15 protein-coding genes are annotated in these 19011 nt (G+C 58.1%); 6 read left to right on the forward strand and 9 right to left on the reverse strand.

Annotation, left to right across the window (positions count from 1 at the left end; genetic code table 11):
* Positions 1-60: 60 nt before the first annotated feature.
* The 6 genes from plsY (at position 61) to rsmA (ending at position 7427) form a co-directional block, all read left to right on the forward strand.
* On the forward strand, positions 61-681 hold the full coding sequence (plsY, locus tag L53_RS06385; RefSeq protein ID WP_034813356.1) for a glycerol-3-phosphate 1-O-acyltransferase PlsY: 621 nt from the start codon (positions 61-63) through the stop codon (positions 679-681).
* Positions 678-1784: a DNA-processing protein DprA gene (dprA, locus tag L53_RS06390; protein WP_034813358.1), complete on the forward strand. Its 1107-nt coding sequence runs from the start codon at positions 678-680 to the stop codon at positions 1782-1784. The genes plsY and dprA overlap by 4 nt, the downstream gene beginning before the upstream one ends.
* Positions 1785-1954: 170 nt before the next feature.
* The gene (locus L53_RS06395) at positions 1955-4141 is read left to right on the forward strand and encodes an LPS-assembly protein LptD (RefSeq protein ID WP_034813361.1); all 2187 of its coding nucleotides are present in this window, start codon (positions 1955-1957) and stop codon (positions 4139-4141) included.
* 159 nt (positions 4142-4300) lie between these two features.
* Complete coding sequence (locus tag L53_RS06400; RefSeq protein WP_034813363.1) at positions 4301-5545, forward strand: peptidylprolyl isomerase; 1245 nt, start codon at positions 4301-4303, stop codon at positions 5543-5545.
* A 38-nt stretch (positions 5546-5583) separates the two neighbouring features.
* Positions 5584-6591 carry a 4-hydroxythreonine-4-phosphate dehydrogenase PdxA gene (gene pdxA / locus L53_RS06405; protein WP_084333181.1) on the forward strand — a complete coding sequence of 336 codons (1008 nt, stop codon included), beginning with the start codon at positions 5584-5586 and terminating at the stop codon, positions 6589-6591.
* Positions 6588-7427, forward strand: coding sequence for a 16S rRNA (adenine(1518)-N(6)/adenine(1519)-N(6))-dimethyltransferase RsmA (gene rsmA, locus L53_RS06410; protein ID WP_051607664.1), 840 nt, complete (start codon positions 6588-6590; stop codon positions 7425-7427). Before pdxA ends, rsmA begins: the two co-directional genes overlap by 4 nt.
* Before the next feature lie 55 nt (positions 7428-7482).
* Here rsmA and katG read toward each other — a convergent pair whose 3' ends face one another.
* From katG to L53_RS06455, 9 genes are all read right to left on the reverse strand, one after another.
* Positions 7483-9696 carry a catalase/peroxidase HPI gene (katG, locus tag L53_RS06415; protein WP_034814239.1) on the reverse strand — a complete coding sequence of 738 codons (2214 nt, stop codon included), beginning with the start codon at positions 9694-9696 and terminating at the stop codon, positions 7483-7485.
* Positions 9697-9929: 233 nt separating this feature from the next.
* Complete coding sequence (locus tag L53_RS06420; protein ID WP_034813369.1) at positions 9930-12083, reverse strand: sodium-translocating pyrophosphatase; 2154 nt, start codon at positions 12081-12083, stop codon at positions 9930-9932.
* 145 nt (positions 12084-12228) lie between these two features.
* Positions 12229-13164, reverse strand: a complete 936-nt coding sequence (gene thiL / locus L53_RS06425) for a thiamine-phosphate kinase (protein ID WP_034813372.1) — start codon at positions 13162-13164, stop codon at positions 12229-12231.
* A gap of 29 nt (positions 13165-13193) precedes the next feature.
* Positions 13194-14153 (reverse strand): acetyl-CoA carboxylase carboxyltransferase subunit alpha, encoded by a 960-nt coding sequence (locus tag L53_RS06430; protein WP_034813374.1) that lies wholly within the window; start codon positions 14151-14153, stop codon positions 13194-13196.
* A gap of 48 nt (positions 14154-14201) precedes the next feature.
* Entirely contained in the window at positions 14202-15128 is a 927-nt protein-coding gene (locus L53_RS06435; protein ID WP_051607665.1) for a type II secretion system F family protein, read from the reverse strand.
* Between the two features lie 15 nt (positions 15129-15143).
* Positions 15144-16118 carry a type II secretion system F family protein gene (locus L53_RS06440; protein ID WP_233347691.1) on the reverse strand — a complete coding sequence of 325 codons (975 nt, stop codon included), beginning with the start codon at positions 16116-16118 and terminating at the stop codon, positions 15144-15146.
* Positions 16119-16139: 21 nt separating this feature from the next.
* Positions 16140-17525 carry a CpaF family protein gene (locus L53_RS06445; protein WP_034813376.1) on the reverse strand — a complete coding sequence of 462 codons (1386 nt, stop codon included), beginning with the start codon at positions 17523-17525 and terminating at the stop codon, positions 16140-16142.
* On the reverse strand, positions 17522-18742 hold the full coding sequence (locus L53_RS06450) for a hypothetical protein (protein ID WP_034813379.1): 1221 nt from the start codon (positions 18740-18742) through the stop codon (positions 17522-17524). Before L53_RS06450 ends, L53_RS06445 begins: the two co-directional genes overlap by 4 nt.
* Positions 18742-19011: a hypothetical protein gene (locus L53_RS06455; protein ID WP_034813381.1), complete on the reverse strand. Its 270-nt coding sequence runs from the start codon at positions 19009-19011 to the stop codon at positions 18742-18744. Before L53_RS06455 ends, L53_RS06450 begins: the two co-directional genes overlap by 1 nt.

Consider the following 19011-nt stretch of genomic DNA (forward strand, 5'->3'; position numbering starts at 1 on the left):
GGCCTTGCCCACCGCCGGTTCCATTCGTAGAATTTTCAATTGGGAATTGAGGAGATCGACATGACAGCTGAGCTGGCATTCCCCTTGGCCGCACTTTGCGGCTATCTCGCCGGTTCGATCCCGTTTGGCTTGCTCATCACCCGCGCTGCAGGTCTTGGCGATATCCGATCCATTGGCTCCGGCAATATCGGAGCAACAAACGTGTTGCGTACGGGCCGCAAAGACCTCGCGCTTGCGACGCTGCTTCTCGATAGTCTGAAGGCAGGCCTACTGGCGCTAGCATTTGGCATGCTGGCCGGCAGGGAAGTCGGCTTCGTGGCCGGCGCATTCGCCTTTGTCGGCCATTGCTACCCCATATGGCTTGGATTCAAAGGTGGTAAGGGGGTCGCGACCTATGCGGGACTGCTGCCATTCGTGTCCCTGCCCGGTTTCTATATCGCCGCACCGGTTTGGCTCGGCCTGGTTGCACTTACCCGCATTTCTTCTCTCGCCGCGTTGACCGCTGCGACATTGGTCCCGCCCGGCGCATGGCTGCTGGGCGAACGGAACATGTTCATCATTGGCGGGCTCGCGCTGTTGTCGCTCTTCGTGTTTTGGACTCACCGCGCCAATCTGAGCCGCCTATTGAAGGGTGAGGAGCCCAAGTTCGGCTCCAAGAAAACGGTAGACCCGACCACATGAGTCCGGCGCGCGCGCTCAATGATGCAGAACGCCTGGATTGGGTGAGGCTCGCGCGCACCCCGAATATCGGCCCGGTCACTTTCTTCCAGCTGATACGCAAGTTCAAATCAGCGGGCGCAGCGTTGGACGGTCTACCGGAGCTGACCCGGAAGAGCCGCAGAGGCCGTGAACTCGTCCCCCCGGATGTCTCCGATATCAAGCATGAGCTGGACCGGACCCGGAAGTATGGCGCACACATAATCGCAAGCTGCGAACCCGCTTATCCGCCCTTGCTTAAGGCACTCGATCCCCCGCCGCCCGTCCTGACAGCGCTCGGCAAACTCGATCTGGCCGCCAAACCCACAGTGGCCATCGTCGGCGCGCGGAATGCATCCGCCGCCGGACGAAAGCTCGCCCGCGATATGGCTTCCGCGCTTGGCGGCACCGGGTATGCTACGGTTTCCGGTCTCGCCTTGGGCATAGATGGCGAGGCACATGCCGCCAGCCTAGGCACTGGCACCATTGCTGTGCTGGGCGGTGCGGTGGACCATGTCTACCCGCCCCAGCATGACCGACTCTATGCCGAAATCGCGGCGCAAGGGCTCATCGTATCTGAAAGTCCGTTCGGATATCGCGCCACAGCAAAGGATTTTCCGCGACGCAACCGCATCATCACCGGCTTGTCGCGTGGTGTTGTCGTTGTGGAGGCCGCTGAGAGGTCTGGCTCCCTCATCTCGGCCCGAATGGGGGCAGAACAAGGCCGTGACGTCATGGCGGTGCCCGGCTCACCGCTAGATCCCAGATCAGCCGGGACAAACCATTTGATCCGGCAAGGCGCGACACTCGTGCGTCATGCCGACGACGTTCTGGAAGTTTTGGAAAGTCTTTCCTTTTCAGGTGTGTCCGCGCCCAGAGAGTTGTTCGAAGGATCGCCAGAGCGTGATTTGCCAACCGACTTGATTGAGCGAATCCAGCAAGCCTTGTCGCCCCATCCCATGCCCCTCGATGAAATCGCAAGAGCAGCCGGGGCTACACCGGCCCAATGCGCCGCAGCCTTGATGGAACTGGAGATTGCTGGTGAGGCAATCACCCTTCCTGGTGGTCTGGCATCCCGCGCGGTTTGAACCGAGCTGTGCTGTCAGTGCATCGACAAAAACATGAAAAATCAGCCGGAATGGTCTCATGGCTGGACGATTCCCGCCTTCCTCTCTAAGCCTCCAAAAGGAAATGAGTGTAGGCGGAACGCGGCGCGCGTTCGGTTCGACGCCCGAAAACAGCTGTAAGGGTACGCGTTTTGGCAAAATGGCATCATGTTGCAGCTGCACTTGGACTGGCAGCTTCTCTTCCTTGGTACGCCATCGCCCAGGAAAACACGGGCGCTCCGCAACCAGCCGAGCAGGATGAGCGGGTCGTTCTCGAAGCCGACTATGTTTACGAAGTTCGAGATGAGAACAAACTTGTTGCCGAGGGCAATGTTGAGGCGCTGTATCAGGGCCGCATCCTGCGCGCTGACAAGATCGTCTACGACCGCACGACCGAGAAAGTCCGGGCCAGTGGCAATGTCATTATCATCGATGAAACCGGCAGCCAGCAATTTGCAGACGAAATCGAGGTCAATTCCAACCTGGAAGACGGCTATGCAATCGGCTTTTCAGCGCGGCTGGATCAAGGCGCGACGGTCGCCGCCAATTCTGCGATCCGGCAGTCAAATGGCGTCAACGCGCTGGATCAAGTTGTGTATACGGCCTGCCCGGTTTGCGAGGAAGACAAGACGCCGACATGGTCGGTAAGAGCACGGCGTGCTGTCCTGGATCAGGAAAGTCAGATGATCTCGTATCGCGACGCCGTGATCGAGATTGCAGGCATTCCGGTTTTCTACTTCCCCTTTCTCGCGCACCCAGATCCCTCATCTGAACGCAGGTCGGGGCTTTTGATTCCGTCGGCTGGCAATTCGTCAAAACTCGGCTGGTTCTACCAACAACCCTACTACTGGGCGATCTCGGATTCCTCTGAAGTGACCATATCGCCAATGGTGACGCAAAACGTGAACCCATTGCTGGAACTCGATTATCGCAAGAAATTCTATTCGGGCGCTATCAACATCAATACGAGTTTCACCAATGAACAGGACTTCGATAGCGATGGCGAATTGTTCGGCGAAGAGAAACTTCGCGGGCATATTTACGGAAGTGGCCTTTTCGCGATCAATTCAGACTGGAAATGGGGCTTCGGTGTCGAACACCAGACAGACGACCTCTATGATCGCCGGTATGACCTTGATGGACAGAATGAACAGCGCGGTCTGTATGCCAGCCAGCCACGCAGGTTGCTCTCGCAATTGTTCGCCATCGGCCAGGGTGACAGCTACTACACCGACATCGCGCTCCTGAAGTTTCAGGGATTGCGTGAAACCGATGATGACGGCGAATTGCCAACCGCCTTGCCGGTCTTTTCAAGCGAAAAATACTGGGATTTGGGCGAGTTGGGCTTTGCGAGCATCAATGCATCCACAGCCATTCTCAGCCGGGATGTGGGGGATGACAGTCACCGGGTCAGCGTCGGAGCAGACTGGACCGACCTGGACGTCCTGCCCGGTGGTTTCACATTTGAGCAATTCGCCGAAGTACGCGCCGATTATTACGGATTGGACGAAGACGTTTCCGGTGAAGAGAGTGTCTCCCGCGCCGTCGGAAATGTCGGGGGCAAGCTTGCCTACCCGATGATCCGACCCGGCAAATCGGTGGATATAATGGTGGAGCCTGCTGTCATGGCGGCATGGGGTCTATCGAACGTCAACGACGACGCGATTCCAAACGAAGACAGTCTCCTGTATGAGGCCGATGAAGCGTCGCTGTACGACGCCAATGGTTTTGGTGCCTTTGATCTTTATGAGGGCGATGGAAAGCTTGCTGCGGGCATCACCACACGGGCGGTATGGAAAAGCGGCCCGAGCCTGAGCACGACCGTTGGCAAGCGCTGGCGGTCAAGACCTGACGACTCTTTCAATGCCCTCAGCAATCTCGAAGGAACGTCATCGGACTGGATTGTGTCTGCTACAGCAGATTTCGGCCGACTGCTGCGTGTGAACACGCGGGCACGCCTGGACGAAGACGGCTTCAGCCTGAACCGGATCGACGCCAAATTGTCCTCGAATTACAAGCGCTTCCGTGCCGTAGCCCAATACTACAAGGTGGACGAACGCATCTCCACTGCCGGAACCGGTGACGAGGGGATACTTCTACGTGGGGACCTCAAGGTGACCAGCCAGTATTCGGTATTCTTTGGACAGTTGCGAGACATCCAGTCAAACCTCAACGCCCGCCAAGAATACGGCATCGCCTTTGAAGATGATTGTTCGCGCTTCGAACTGGTTTACCAGCGTTCCGAACTGGAAGACCGCACGCTCGGACCTGAAGAGAACATTCAAATTCGGTTCTCGCTGAAGACAATTGGTGACTTCGGTTCGAGCGAATTCGATTGATTCGAGCGGACGGAGCGCGGTTGGACCGGCGTTCCACCCTAAATTTCCGTAAGAATTCAGGGATGACTGCCCTGATGCGTTGCGCGCGATTGCAGGACTTGTATTGTCCCGCAGTATAATAGCCACGGGGCCCGACTGGGCACTCAATGGAGGCCATTCATGGTTCGTCAGATTTTCGCAGCTGTTCTTCTTGCAGCCATGCCTGTTGGCCTTGTTTCAACAGCACAGGAAGCAAGCGCTCCGGAACGGCTGGCGCTGGAAGGTGTCGCAGCCATCGTAAACGACCAACCTATTTCCTATTCAGATGTTCGCCAGCGCGCACGACTATTGCTGCTCAGCCTCGGTGGTCAGCAGCCCTCCCAGGAACAGATTCAGCAGATCACGGGCCAGGCTCTTGAACAGTTGATTGATGAGCGCCTCCAACTGGAAAAGGCGGCCGAATTCGAGATGGAAATTGCGCCGGAAGAGATCAACGGTGCTGTAGACGACATGGCGCGCCAGTCCGGCGCCACAGGCGATCAGCTGAAACAACAATTGCTGGCCGCTGGCGTGAACCCCACTAGCCTTGAAGAGCAGATGCGTGCCGAGATTGCCTGGAGCCGCGTGATGAGCGGATTGTACGGCTCACGTATCCGCATTTCGGACAACCAGGTGGAAGACCAGCTTAACCGCGTGCGCAGCTCCCTACAGCAGACCCAGTATCGTGTTTCCGAAATCTTCCTGTACGCACCGGATGCGGAGACCAAGGATCAAGCCCTGCAAGCCTCAAGTTCAATCATCGAGCAGTTGAATCAAGGCGCTGATTTCCGGATTGCTGCGCAGCGCATCTCCTCTGCCCCGACCTCCGCCACAGGGGGCGATATGGGGTGGATCACAACAGGTGACCTTGATCCTGTGCTCGCACAAGCGGTCGAAGATTCACCTGGACCTGGCATCGTCGGTCCGCTCGCAGTCGAGAATGGAATTTACATTCTGAATATTGCCAGCAAACGTGAGCCAGCCAAACTGACAACCAAGGTCGACCTTATTCGCCTGCAAGTGACAGACGGCGATGAAGCCGTCCTCAAAGAAGCCATGGAAGCCATCTCCAGTTGTGATGATGTTCAAAGCGTTTCCAATTCGAAATCGAACTTGCGGCATGCTGACCTGACAGACATAAACGTCGACGAGCTGGGCACTGAGGGCAAGGACCTCGTGCTTGCGGCAGACGTTGGCCAGCCCACAGAAATCTTTGCCGCCGGCAGCGGCCTTGCAGTCATGTATGTCTGCCGCCGTGAAGATGGTGCCGAAGCCCTGCCATCGCGCGATGACCTCAAGAGTCGCCTGAAAGATCAGGAACTCAGCATGATTTCGGAGCGAGAGCTGCGCGATATGCGCCGCGAAGCGACGATTATCTATCGCTAGGCCTTGCATGACCAGCTATTTGGGTGAAGACCGCCTGAGTGACTGATAAAAGCCGAACTCCACTCGCATTGACAATGGGTGATCCTGCGGGTGTGGGACCGCCGATCACGGTGTCGGCGTGGAACGCGCTAAAGCATGATCCGTCTCGCTGTTTCTTCGTGATTGGCGCGCCACATTTGTATGCTCCGGACATCCCGGTGCAGGAAATTTCCAGCCCGGCAGACGCGCAAGAGATATTCGCTCATGCGCTGCCCGTCCTTCCCTTGGAAGGTGTGCCACAGATCCAGCCTGGACAGGCAGATGACAGCGCCGCCGCATCCATCATCAAATCCATCGAACTGGCCACCACCTTGTGCCTTGATCGCTCTGCAGACGGCATGGTCACCAATCCAATCAACAAGGCGCTGCTCTATGGGACGGGCTTTCGTCATCCGGGCCATACAGAATTCGTGGCCGCGCTGTGCGCGGAAGGCGCTCAGACATCGCCCCTTCCGGTCATGCTGTTGACCGGAGGTGGTCTGCGCGTCGCACTCGCAACCATTCATGTCGCACTGAAAGATGTGTTCAGTCAGCTGAGTACTGAAAGCCTTGTCACACTTGGAAAAATTGTGGCGGGTTCGATGCGTATGGATTTCGGCATTGCCTCGCCCCGTCTCGCTTTCACCGGGCTGAACCCACACGCTGGCGAGAATGGCACGATAGGCCACGAGGAAGTCGATATCATCAACCCTGCAGCCCGAGCCCTGCGCGCCGCCGGCATCGACATGTCGGATGCAAGGTCGGCCGACACAGTGTTCGCGGAGTCCCTGGACGGACGGTTCGACGCCATTATCGCTATGACCCATGATCAAGGACTAATCCCGGTCAAGACGCTGGACATGTGGGGCGGTGTAAACACGACGATCGGCCTGCCTATTGTCCGCACGAGCCCCGATCACGGTACCGGCTACGATGCCGCCGCGAATGGCACAGCCCGGCCCGACAGCCTGATCGCCGCCATCGAGCAGGCCCGAATGATCGCCGATAACCGAAAGCAAACTTCATGAGCCGTGACGAGACGCCTCCAGGCCTGACACAGGCAACTGCGCGCAAGGCGCTAGGCCAACATTTCCTTTTCGATCCGGACATTTTAAAACGCACGGCACTGGCCGCAGGACCGATAGAGGGCCGCACAGTAATAGAGGTCGGCCCAGGTCCGGGCGGGCTCACACGCGCCTTGCTGGACAATGGCGCAGACAAGGTCATCGCCGTTGAGGCTGATGAGCGATTTGCCAAGGCGCTACAATCATGGCCGGAAGCTCAAAGCGGTCGTCTCCATCTGATCCTGAGAGACGCCCGCAAAGTCCGCTGGGAAGAGATGCTGGCAGAACTTGGCGGCACCACACCAGCCATGATGATTTCCAACCTTCCCTACAATGTTGGCACGCCATTGCTGGTAGCTTGGCTGAAGTCTGGTCCGTGGCGTGGCGAGATGGCCCTGATGTTCCAAAAGGAAGTCGCTGAGCGCGTGTGCGCCAAACCCAATACGGATCAATATGGTCGCCTTGCCGTCCTGACCCATGCGGTGACCGATCCCCATATTGCCTTCACTCTGCCGCCGGGTGCATTTCGTCCCCCGCCGAAAGTGGACAGTGCCGTCGCCGTTCTGCACCCATTGCCGCCGGAAAAGGTCTTTCCCCATCTCGACAAGCTGGAAGAAGTGGCTGGTGCAGCTTTCGGTCAGAGGCGGAAAATGCTGCGCGCGGGGCTGAAGCCGCTTGCCAAGCGTCACGGCCTCAAAGCGGTGGAATGGCTCCAGAGCCTCGACATCGACCCGACAGCCCGTGCCGAGACGCTCAGTCAGGACGAATTCCGGCGGATGGCTGCCTCCCTCGTCAAATAAAAAAAGCGGCGCCCCGATTTCCCGGAGCGCCGCGCTTTGGACAATCTGCAACCAGCTAGTCGCGGTCAAGATCGAACCGGTCGGCTTCCATGATCTTCGTCCAGGCCGCGACGAAGTCGTGCACGAACTTCTCTTTGGCATCATCCTGGGCGTAGGTCTCCGACAGGGCCCGCAGTTGCGAGTTCGAACCGAAGACGAGATCAACTCGTGTGCCGGTCCATTTCACTTCTCCGGTGTTGCGATCTCGTCCTTCGAAGACATCCTGCTTCTCAGTGGCTGCTTTCCAAGCGACGCCCATGTCCATCAGGTTCACGAAGAAGTCGTTCGACAGCGTGCCGGGTCGATCCGTGAAGACGCCATGCGTGGAACCAGCATGATTGGCACCGAGTACACGGAGGCCACCGACAAGGACCGTCATCTCCGGCGCCGTCAGAGTCAGCAACTGCGCCCGATCGAGTAGCAATTCTTCGGTCGGAACCGAGAATTCGACCTGAAGATAGTTGCGGAAGCCATCGGCTTTCGGCTCGAGGAAGGCATAGGATTCAACATCCGTTTGCTCCTGCGAAGCATCCATACGGCCCGGCGTGAACGGTACCGAAACATTGATGCCCGCATCCTTGGCGGCCTTCTCCACGGCAGCAGACCCACCGAGCACGATCAGGTCGGCCATCGATACCTTCTTGTTGCCTGTCTGGGCGTAATTGAAAGCGCGCTGAACGCTTTCGAGCAGACCGAGAACCTTGGCAAGCTTTTCAGGTTCGTTGACTTCCCAGTTCTTTGCCGGGTCCAGGCGGATACGGGCGCCATTCGCACCGCCCCGCTTGTCGGAGCCGCGGAACGTGGAAGCTGCGCCCCATGCAGTCGAGACCAGTTCGGACACAGACAAGCCCGAAGACAAGATCTTCTCTTTGAGATCAGCAATGTCACTGGCGTTCACCAGCTCATGGTCAACTGCCGGAATTGGATCCTGCCAGAGCAATTCTTCGCTTGGAACTTCCTCACCAAGGTACCGAACGGCTGGCCCCATATCGCGATGGGTCAGCTTGTACCAGGCGCGGGCAAACGCATCTGCAAACTGATCCGGATTTTCGTGGAACCTGCGAGAGATCTTCTCGTATTCCGGATCCATCCGCATGGCCATGTCGGCCGTGGTCATGATGGTGATCTGCTTCTCGGACGGATTGTGAGCCTTTGGCGCCATGTGCGCCTCGTCTACATCCTTTGGCTGCCATTGGAACGCGCCAGCGGGGCTCTTCACAAGTTCCCACTCATAGCCGAACAGCATATCAAAATAGCCATTGTCCCATTTGATCGGGTTTGGCGTCCATGCGCCTTCGATGCCGCTGGTGATCGTGTCATCGCCATGGCCAATACCGAACTTGCTCTGCCAACCAAGCCCTTGTTCGGCGATGTCGCCGCCTTCAGGCTCTGCACCGACCATCGCCGCGTCACCCGCACCGTGGCACTTGCCAAATGTGTGACCGCCAGCAGTTAGCGCAACAGTTTCTTCGTCGTTCATGGCCATCCGGGCAAACGTTTCACGGATGTCCTTTGCCGAAGCCAGCGGATCAGGATTGCCGTCCGGGCCTTCGGGGTTCACGTAGATGAGGCCCATTTGAACGGCTGCGAGCGGGTTCTCGAGCACACGCTCGCCGCTATAGCGGCTGCCGGGCTTATCGCTGGTGGCCAACCACTCTTCTTCCGTGCCCCAATAGATATCTTTCTCCGGCTCGAAAATGTCTTCGCGGCCGCCGCCAAACCCAAACGTTTTACCGCCCATGGATTCAATGGCGCAATTGCCCGCAAGAATCATGAGATCTGCCCAGGAAATCTTGTTTCCGTACTTCTTCTTGATCGGCCACAACAAACGACGGGCCTTGTCGAGATTGGCATTGTCTGGCCAGCTGTTCAGCGGCGCAAAGCGCTGCGAGCCGGAGGTCGAGCCACCCCGACCGTCACCGGTGCGATATGTACCCGCGCTGTGCCAGGCCATCCGGATGAAGAACGGACCATAATGGCCGTAGTCCGCAGGCCACCAATCCTGGGAATCCGTCATCAGCGCGAAGATGTCCTGTTTGATCGCCTTCAGGTCGAGTTTCGTGAATTCCTTGGAATACTTGAACGTCTCGCCAAGTGGATTACCGACCGGCGGGTTCTGGTGAAGGATGCTGAGGTCTAGCTGGTTGGGCCACCAGTCGCGGTTTACGCGCCCTCGCAGCGAATGCATTACGGGGCACTGGCCCTCTGGAGCTGCGTCATTTCCGTCCATATTCATCTCTCCCTGGATTGGTCTGGCCTGAGAGCAGTCCCTCCCGGAACAACCCTCCTGATTTCATGGTCGCCGAGAGAATATTCGTGCGGAGTAACCGCAATTCTTTGACGACGATCTTGAGGCTACGCAAAGATGTTGAATAGAACCAATCAATAGAAGCCCACTCCGGTATCGATATTTTCTATGCATAGAATTAGTGGCACAAAAACAAAGGCCCCGGCGTCTTTCAACTAGTGGCCTGCGAGAACCGCGAGCATGAGCAAGGCCACGATATTTGTGATCTTGATCATCGGGTTCACGGCTGGACCAGCAGTATCCTTGTAGGGATCGCCGACCGTGTCTCCCGTCACAGCAGCCTTGTGAGCTTCTGAGCCCTTTCCGCCATGATGACCGTCCTCGATATACTTCTTCGCATTGTCCCAGGCACCGCCTCCGGACGTCATCGAGATGGCCACGAACAGGCCTGTCACAATCACACCAAGGAGCATCGCCCCAACCGCCGCGAGGGCCGCGCCTTTGCCGGCAATCGCAAAGATCACGCCGAACAGGACAATCGGTGACAACACTGGCAGGAGTGACGGGACGATCATTTCCCGGATAGCGGCCTTCGTCAGAAGGTCGACCGCCCGGCCATAATCAGGCTTCACTTCGCCTTTCATGATGCCCGGCATTTCGCGGAACTGGCGACGGACTTCCTCGACCACTGCTTGCGCGGCACGGCCAACAGCCATCATGGAGAGACCACCAAACAGGAATGGCAACAGGCCGCCGAACAGGAGGCCGACCACCACATATGGGTTGGCAATCGAGAAATCAGCCGTTGCATTATAGAAGAAGTCCCCTTCCACGGCGCGCGCCGAGAAGTATTTGAGATCTTCTGCATAGGCAGCGAACAGCACAAGCGCGCCGAGCCCGGCTGAACCAATGGCATAGCCCTTGGTCACGGCCTTGGTCGTGTTGCCGACCGCGTCGAGCGCGTCCGTTGTCTCGCGAACTTCCGACGGAAGCTCCGCCATTTCGGCGATGCCGCCCGCATTGTCCGTAACAGGTCCGAAAGCGTCGAGCGCCACGATGATACCGGCGAGTGCCAGCATGGTCGTGGTTGCAATGGCAATGCCGTATAGGCCTGCGAGGTTGAACGTCAGGATGATGCCCGCAATGATCACGATGGCCGGAAGGGCCGTCGATTCCAGCGACACAGCGAGGCCCTGGATCACATTCGTACCGTGGCCAGACTCTGATGCCCGCGCGATGGAGCGTACCGGACGATATTTGGTCTCAGTATAGTAAGCCGTGATCACGACGATCAGACCGGTCACCACCAGGCCAACCACGCCGCAACCGAACAGCATCCAACCGGACACGTCATTGGCTAGGCCAAGCCGTTCGCCCGCATCGTCGAGCACGCCGAACCCATTCGGCAGGACTGTTGCGATTGCGATTGCGAGCCCGCCAATGGACAGTACGCCCGTCACGATGAGGCCCTTGTAGAGCGCCCACATGACATCGGTCTTGCCGGGTGCGAGGTTCACGAAATAGGTGCCGACAATCGACGTGACGATACAGACGGCGGCAATCGCCAACGGCAGCATCATGATTTCGACGATATAAGTTGCACCAGAGAAATAGATTGCGCCGAGCACCATCGTTGCCACCAACGTGACCGCGTAGGTTTCGAACAGGTCGGCCGCCATGCCGGCACAGTCGCCGACATTGTCTCCGACATTGTCTGCAATCGTGGCAGCGTTGCGTGGATCATCCTCCGGAATGCCAGCTTCGACTTTGCCAACCATATCACCGCCGACATCCGCACCCTTGGTGAAGATACCGCCGCCAAGGCGCGCGAAGATCGAGATCAGTGACGCGCCGAACCCGAGGGCCACGAGTGAGTCAATGACGAGACGTTTCTCGCTTTCGATGCCGAGGTTGAGTCCGACCACCATTGTGAGCAGGCCGTAATAGACGACAATGCCCAGCAGGGCGAGGCCAACGACGAGCATGCCCGTGATGGCACCTGATTTGAACGCCAGCTTGAGACCGGCGTTGAGGCCGGACTTGGCCGCTTCAGTTGTGCGCACGTTTGCCTGCACCGACACTTTCATGCCGATGAACCCGGCCGCGCCTGAAAGCGCTGCGCCGACAATAAAGCCGAGCGGCACCTGCCAGTTTCGGAACAGAATAAGCAACAGAACGACGACAACGACGCCGACGATCGCAATTGTACGATACTGGCGCCCAAGATAGGCATTTGCGCCTTCCTGGATCGCTTGAGCAATTTCGCGCATACGCGCATCACCAGCCGGGGCCTTCATGATCGAATTGATCTGGAGCCAGCCATAAAGGACTGACAAGACCCCCGCCGCGAGAGCGAGATAATACCACATGGATTACGTTTCCTTCCCTTAAAACAGAACTTCGACGCCAGGTTATTCCTGATCATGCACTGTTTATTATACGTGACCAGCCTGCCCGGCCCTCGGGAAATAGGCAATATGCCTCCCGTCAGGGGCGAGTCAGCCCAGTCCCACTTCAGCCATGCTCAAAGCCGAGAGTTTCCGGGAGGTTAATGGGCGAATTTCGCAGGGTGACGGAAAGTCCTCCTTCGGGTCGGGTTTCGCCGATAAGCGTAATAATTACGCCAGATCTGCCCGCATCCGCCAGGATTTCATCGCGCCGCGTTTTTTCTGAGGTGAAGAGCAGTTGATAGTCGTCTCCCCATGTCGACAGGCGGATCATTTCGTCCACATCGGTTGCATTCCCCGCAAAGGGCACGGACTCAAGTGCTATATGGACGCCGATTTCGGACGCGCTGGCGAGACTCGCGGCATCCCCCAACAGCCCGTCGGAAACATCCATCGCCGCCGTCGCGAACTGCGCGACAAGATGCGCGGCGGCAAGCGGTTGGACCTGCGGCACCCGATACGCCTCAACCTCGGCGCTTTCAACCGCCCCTTTCTGGATCGCATCAAAGCCCAGATACGCCGCGCCGACACGACCTGTGACCCAGACATCTTCGCCGGACCCTGCGCCCATCCGGCGAACAGGCGTGTCACCAACACATGTGCCGGTCAGCGTGAGTGACAGGAAAAGACCACCCGGGCTGCGTACGGTGTCCCCACCGATCAGCTGGATATCGAATACATCCAGTTCTGCCCCAAGGGCGGATGCGAATTCAGCAAGGTCCGTTTCCGGTCGATCCTTCGGCCATCCGAGCGTCAGTAAAGCTTCAGCCGGCAAAGCCCCGGCGGCGTAGATATCAGAGACGTTCACGCGTACGAGCTTCCGGGCGATGGTCCCAACCGGATCAGATGCGAGGAAATGAACGCCCTCGACCAACGCATCAACCGTGATGACTGTCGGAGACTCGCTCGCGGCTAATTGCGCGAGGTCATCCCGCAACCCAGCCGCTCCGCCGGACATGGCGAGCGGGGCAAAATACTTGGCGATCCAGTCTTTCTCGGCCATCGGATTAGCGCCCTATACACGCTGCGGCTCTACAGGCCTTCGCGGCCAATTGCGTAGAAACGCTCCTTGCGCTGGGTGCGCAGTTCGGACGGGCTCAGGCCTTCCAGTTCCTGCAAGGCCTCATCAAGCGCTTTTGCGGCAGCAGCCATCGCACGTTTCGGGTCACGATGTGCGCCGCCGACTGGCTCCTTGACGACACCGTCGATGACTTTGGTTTTCAACAGGTCCGGCGCTGTGATTTTCATTGCGTCAGCCGCATCCTTCGCCTTGGCAGCGTCGCGATAAAGGATCGAAGCGCAGCCTTCCGGAGAGATCACCGAATAGATGGCGTGCTCCATCATCAGGACCTTGTTGGCCGCCGCGATACCGATCGCGCCGCCCGACATGCCCTCGCCGATGATCAGCGTGACGAACGGCACGCCCAGTGACAGGCCGCGCTGTGTGCCGCGCGCAATGGCTTCAGCCTGCCCACGCTCTTCGCCGCCCTTGCCGGGATATGCCCCCGACGTGTCCGGAAAGCTCAGGACAGGCAAATTGAACTTCTCGGCCATCTCCATCAAGCGCACTGCCTTGCGATAGCCTTCAGGGTGGGCCATGCCGAAATTGTGCTTCAAGCGCTTCTCAATCGTGCGGCCCTTCTCATGGCCGATAATGACCACCGGACGCCCCTTGAAGCGTGCCAGTCCGCCCATAATGGCTTCATCATTCCCAAACACGCGGTCGCCCGCGAGCTCCTCGAAATCGTCGAAGATGTTCTCGATGAAATCAGACAGATGCGGCCGATCAGGATGACGGGCCACAAGGGTCTTCCGCCACGCGCTGAGATCGGAATACATATCCTTCAGCTGCTTGCTCGATTTGGCCTTCAGCTTCTTCAGCTCGTCGGTGATCGATGGACCTTCCTTGCTGGAAGCAAGCGCTTCCAGTTCGGAGATCTTCGCGTCCAGCTCCGCAATGGGCTTTTCGAATTCAAGATAGGTCGTTGTCATGATGCGCAAGTTAGCAATGACCGGCTGACTCGCCTAGCCGAGAATTCACTAAAGTGCGCCTTGCACCTTTACCACGGCTGGCAGGATCAAAACGCCAAGCAGGACCGGAAAAACGAATATAATCAATGGCAAAGTCAGCTTTGCCGGCAGTGCCATGGCCTTTTCCTCCGCCATCAGGATCCGACGCTTCCGCATATCTGCCGAGAAAACTCGTAAAGTCTGGCCCAGGCTGGTGCCCATCTCCTCTGCCTGACGGAGCATTGTGGCCAGAGAACTCGCTTCCTCGATGCTCATCCTGTCAGCAAAAGCGCGCCAGGCATTCTTGCGCGCCTTGCCTGCGCGCAGCTCCAACGATAACTTTTTCATGTGACCGGCAATGATCGGATGCCGCAATTCCAGCTCTTCGCCGACCCGCTGAACCGAGGCATCAAGGCTGAGACCGGCCTCTACGCAGGCAACCATCAGATCCATCATGTCGGGAAAGCCAGCCGAGCATTGCTGCTGGCGCGCTTTGGTACGGCGCGAAACGAGCATGTCAGGCGCGAGCAAGCCCGCAATGATCAGGCCAATGCTGACCATGATCAGATGTTGCTTCGAAAAGCCGCCGAGATACGGCAAAGCCACGAGGAGAGCGAGCTGGGGCAGCACCACGCAAGCAATCCGGGCCATGTAATATCGCCCCACCGCCGAAGGGTTCGTGAACCCTGCCAGAAGTAATCTGGCACGCACCTCGCTGACCGCGTCCTCGTTCGATGGAGTCGCGCGATTGGCAAGTCCGATAACTGCCCGACCTATCCGCGTATCGTTCCGGCTTTGGTCCTGTACCGCAGGACGTGACTCGCGTCGCTCCAACCGACGCTCAAGATCTTCCTTGGCCTTCCAGCTTCTCACGAAGGCCATAATCGCAGGCACGGCGAGGAAGCCGGCAATGGCCAGCATGATGATGGGCAGAAGAGCAGATGCGGAGAAGGGCATGGGTTTGCTTGGAGCCTACATCTTGAAATTGATCATCTTGCGCATGACGAAATTGCCAATCGCCATCCACACAAACAGGATCGGGAACACCACCCGCACAAGCGGCTCATCGATCACTTCGCCGTAAAATTCCGGGCGCAGCACATGAATGCCAGACATCACGATGAAGGGCGCCGATGTAAGGATCATCGCAGAAGCGCGCCCCTCGGATGAAGCGGCCTTCACTTTCAGGCGCATGGTCTGGCGCTCACGGATGGTTGTCGTGTTCGCTTTCAGGAGTTCGCAAAGGTTGCCACCAGTCTTTTCCTGCAGGCGTACCGTGGCGACGAACAGTTCGACGTCCGGGTCGCCCGCCCGCTCGGCCATGCGCTGGACCGCATTGGTCAGCGACATGCCGTATGACACTTCATCCGCAGCCATGCCGAACTCTGTCCCAATCGGGTCAGGCATCTCGCGGGCCACCAGCGACACGGCTGTCGCAACCGGGTGGCCAGCCTCCAGACTGCGACAAACGATCTGAAGTGCGTCGGGCAACTGTTCCGACATTTTCTTCATACGTCGTCCGGCAACCATCTTCAGCCAGATGATAGGTCCGAGCAGAAGAATGAGCGCAGCGATGCCAGCGGCCGGTCCGGGTCCACCAACGAAACGCCAATAGGCGAGCCCCGCTACCAGGCCTGCCCCGGCCGACATCCCGAACCAACGCAATGGCTGAAACTTCAGGCCGGACCTGACGACCAGCTGATTGAACCAGCGCAGCGGCATGGCAAGATTGCCATTCTTGTCGAGACCACGGCTCTTGCGCAGTTCGACCATGGCTTCACTTGTCGTTTCAAACCGTTCCTTGAACTGAAGGCGCTTGTTCACAACGCGTCGCGTTTGGGCTTCGGTCACCAGCCCCACGACTGACTGGATTGCCAGAAAAACCGCGCCGATCGCCATGATCACAGGAATCAGGACTGTCAGGCTGATATTGGTGATGTCAGGCATCCACGACACGAAGCTCGCCTCCTAGAAACGCGTAGAGGGATCAAACATGCCCTCCGGCATAGACACGCCGCGACGTTCCATCTCATCGAGAAATTTTGGGCGTAGGCCAGTCGCGGCGAAGTGCCCCTCGACCTTGCCCTCATCGGTTGTGCCAGTGCGTTCAAAGCGAAAGATTTCCTGCAATTGAACAACTGAGCCTTCCATGCCCGTCACTTCGGAGATTGATACGACTTTGCGCGAGCCATCTGACAGGCGCGTGGCCTGGACAATAAAATTGACGGCGGAAGCAATCTGTCCACGGATCGCCGTCTCGGATATTTTCATACCACCCATCATCACCATCTGCTCCAGACGGGTCAGTGCATCGCGCGGATTGTTAGCGTGGATCGTCGCCATAGAGCCTTCGTGGCCCGTATTCATGGCTTGCAGCATGTCGAACGCTTCTTCTGAGCGAACCTCGCCCAGGATCACGCGGTCAGGCCGCATGCGCAGCGCGTTCTTCACCAGTTCGCGCTGACGGATCTCGCCCTTGCCTTCAATATTGGGCGGGCGGGTTTCCATGCGCGCAACATGAGGCTGTTGCAACTGGAGTTCGGCAGCGTCCTCAATCGTGATGAGGCGTTCATCTTCATTGATAGCGGCTGATAGCGCGTTGAGCAGGGTTGTCTTCCCCGACCCGGTGCCCCCGGAGATAACGGTAGAGGCCCGGCACTTCACCGCCCCGAGGATGAACTTTGCAACCGGCTCAGGAATTGCGCCAAAGCCGACCAGCTTCTCCATTGTCAGTGGCGATTTGGAGAATTTCCGGATTGAGACAAGCGGCCCATCAATGGCGATTGGCAAGACAGCGGCATTGACACGGCTGCCATCCAGAAGGCGTGCATCAACCAAGGGCTGGCTCTCATCGACACGTCGGCCCACAGCCGCCACGATCCGCTGCACAATGCGAAGCAAATGGTCATTGTCCGCAAACCGGACCGGTGCCAGTTGGAGCTTGCCGTGCCGCTCGACATAGACCTGGTCAAAACCATTGATCAGGATGTCGGCAATCGAGTCGTCCTTCAGTAGCGGCTCGATGGGCCCAAGCCCTGTCATCTCGTCCATCACAGCATCGGCAAAGCTTGCCTCTTCTGTGGCCGAGAGCGCCATCTCTTCCTTCTTGATGATCTCCGAAACGATCCCCCGCACGCGGCGCCGCATGGTTTCATCATCCAGCTTGTCGAGAACGGACAGATCCAGTTCGTCGATCAGCTTGGCATGGATACGCAATTTGGCATCGAGCTGGTCAAAAGCCTTGGTGTCGGCAGGAGCGGGCGGCGCGGGCTTCGGCGCAGTTGGCTCAGCTACTTCAGGCGCGTTGACCGGTTCAGGCTTGGCGGCGGCGTTCGAAAATCCAAAACGGCTCATTTCGCTTTCCTCTTACCGGCAACTTGTTGAACGAGCTGCCTCGCGGCGTCGGGCATCATCTTGTCGACCAATGTCGAGACATCTGCGACGAGCGCGCTTTTCGGTTTCACGTCACCAATCGGCTTTCCGAGATTTACCGCCGTGCGGGCAGCATCCCAGTCCGACGTGATCGTTGCATCAATCTGACGGTCGATGGCCTTCTCAGCCTTGTCGACGGCAAACTCGGCACGAAACTTCTTTTTCGGGAACATGCGGTTCAGCACGAGCTTGGCCTTGCGGTCAGGTCCGCGCAGCATATCAACCTCGCGCGCCATATCCGCAGCAGCGTGCAGACTAGGCACGGTTAGCTCACTGATGATAATGGCCTCATCAACCGCGCCCAGTATTGGTTTGGTCCACGGCATCATATGGCGGGGCATGTCCACGAGAACAAATGGAAACTCGGCGCAGGCAACGTCCAGCAATCTCAGGATTGCCGCTTCCGTGGCCAACGCATCCGCATCCGGATTGCGCGGCGCCGAAATTGTGGAAACACCATCCTCGTGTTGCCAGCACCAAGCGGCGAGCAAGCGCGCGTCAAGGCGTTCCGGCGCAGCCGACAAGGCTGCAAGGTCCAGCTTCGGAGCCGCTTCCAGAAACGAACTGACCATGCCGTCAGACACATTCAGATCAACGAGACATACCTTGCCGGGTCCGACTTTCTCACAAATGGCAAACGCGCTCTCAATAGCCAGTGTTGAGACCCCCGCACCACCGACAGCGCCCCGGAACGCCCAGCACACGGCGGATGCCGGCCCATCACCGCCGCTCTCCGCGGCTTCTGTAGCAGCACGAATGCGTTCTACGGACTCCAGAATTTCATCCGCGCCAGCGCTCGCTGGCAGGATGTCCGATGCTTCAATTTTCATCAGTGCTCGAACGATGTGAACCGGAAGATTATCTGATACCATCAGGACGGCGCTGTCCGGCTTTTCAACTGCCAGACCCAGCACGACCTGTTCCGCGCCTGTTTGCCCCTGTTCCAGCAGGATCAATGCGCCGCCGAACTTTTCAACGATGTTCGCGGGGTTCATTGAAGAGAGGTCGATAACATTCCGGCAGATAGACTTGAGCTGCATCAGCCGCTCCGGTCCCGCCAATGCGGCGATCGCTGGGATCATCGCCGGCGCGGAAGCCGGCGGGGCTCCATCAGATAGTTTGCGGGCTACGCCTGACATCAGCTGCCTCCCGAAGCGCTAACTGACGAATCCCGCAAGTCCTTGGTCTTGCCCTCATTGAGGGCCTTTACGGCATTGGCCGCACGCAAGCCGGATGTGGACTCGACGGCCTTGGAGTTGCTCAGATTGACGTCACGAACCGATTGCTCACGTATGTTGCTAGCATTGGCTTCACCCAGCAGAAATTTGTCCTGATTGTCATAACTTGCACATCCGACGAGGAACACGCTCACCATCATGACACTGATAATACGGCGCTTGAAAGTCAT

It is taken from the genome of Hyphomonas sp. L-53-1-40 (assembly GCF_000682775.1).
GTDB lineage: Bacteria > Pseudomonadota > Alphaproteobacteria > Caulobacterales > Hyphomonadaceae > Hyphomonas.

Excerpts from the sequence above, each read along its gene's own strand:
- thiL (WP_034813372.1), bottom strand. The coding sequence starts at position 13,164 with ATGGCCGAGAAAGACTGGATCGCCAAGTATTTTGCCCCGCTCGCCATG.
- plsY (WP_034813356.1), top strand. The coding sequence starts at position 61 with ATGACAGCTGAGCTGGCATTCCCCTTGGCCGCACTTTGCGGCTATCTC.
- L53_RS06400 (WP_034813363.1), top strand. The coding sequence starts at position 4,301 with ATGGTTCGTCAGATTTTCGCAGCTGTTCTTCTTGCAGCCATGCCTGTT.
- katG (WP_034814239.1), bottom strand. The coding sequence starts at position 9,696 with ATGGACGGAAATGACGCAGCTCCAGAGGGCCAGTGCCCCGTAATGCAT.
- L53_RS06435 (WP_051607665.1), bottom strand. The coding sequence starts at position 15,128 with ATGCCCTTCTCCGCATCTGCTCTTCTGCCCATCATCATGCTGGCCATT.
- L53_RS06445 (WP_034813376.1), bottom strand. The coding sequence starts at position 17,525 with ATGAGCCGTTTTGGATTTTCGAACGCCGCCGCCAAGCCTGAACCGGTC.
- dprA (WP_034813358.1), top strand. The coding sequence starts at position 678 with ATGAGTCCGGCGCGCGCGCTCAATGATGCAGAACGCCTGGATTGGGTG.
- L53_RS06450 (WP_034813379.1), bottom strand. The coding sequence starts at position 18,742 with ATGTCAGGCGTAGCCCGCAAACTATCTGATGGAGCCCCGCCGGCTTCC.
- rsmA (WP_051607664.1), top strand. The coding sequence starts at position 6,588 with ATGAGCCGTGACGAGACGCCTCCAGGCCTGACACAGGCAACTGCGCGC.
- L53_RS06420 (WP_034813369.1), bottom strand. The coding sequence starts at position 12,083 with ATGTGGTATTATCTCGCTCTCGCGGCGGGGGTCTTGTCAGTCCTTTAT.
- L53_RS06440 (WP_233347691.1), bottom strand. The coding sequence starts at position 16,118 with ATGCCTGACATCACCAATATCAGCCTGACAGTCCTGATTCCTGTGATC.
- L53_RS06430 (WP_034813374.1), bottom strand. The coding sequence starts at position 14,153 with ATGACAACGACCTATCTTGAATTCGAAAAGCCCATTGCGGAGCTGGAC.
- L53_RS06455 (WP_034813381.1), bottom strand. The coding sequence starts at position 19,011 with ATGACTTTCAAGCGCCGTATTATCAGTGTCATGATGGTGAGCGTGTTC.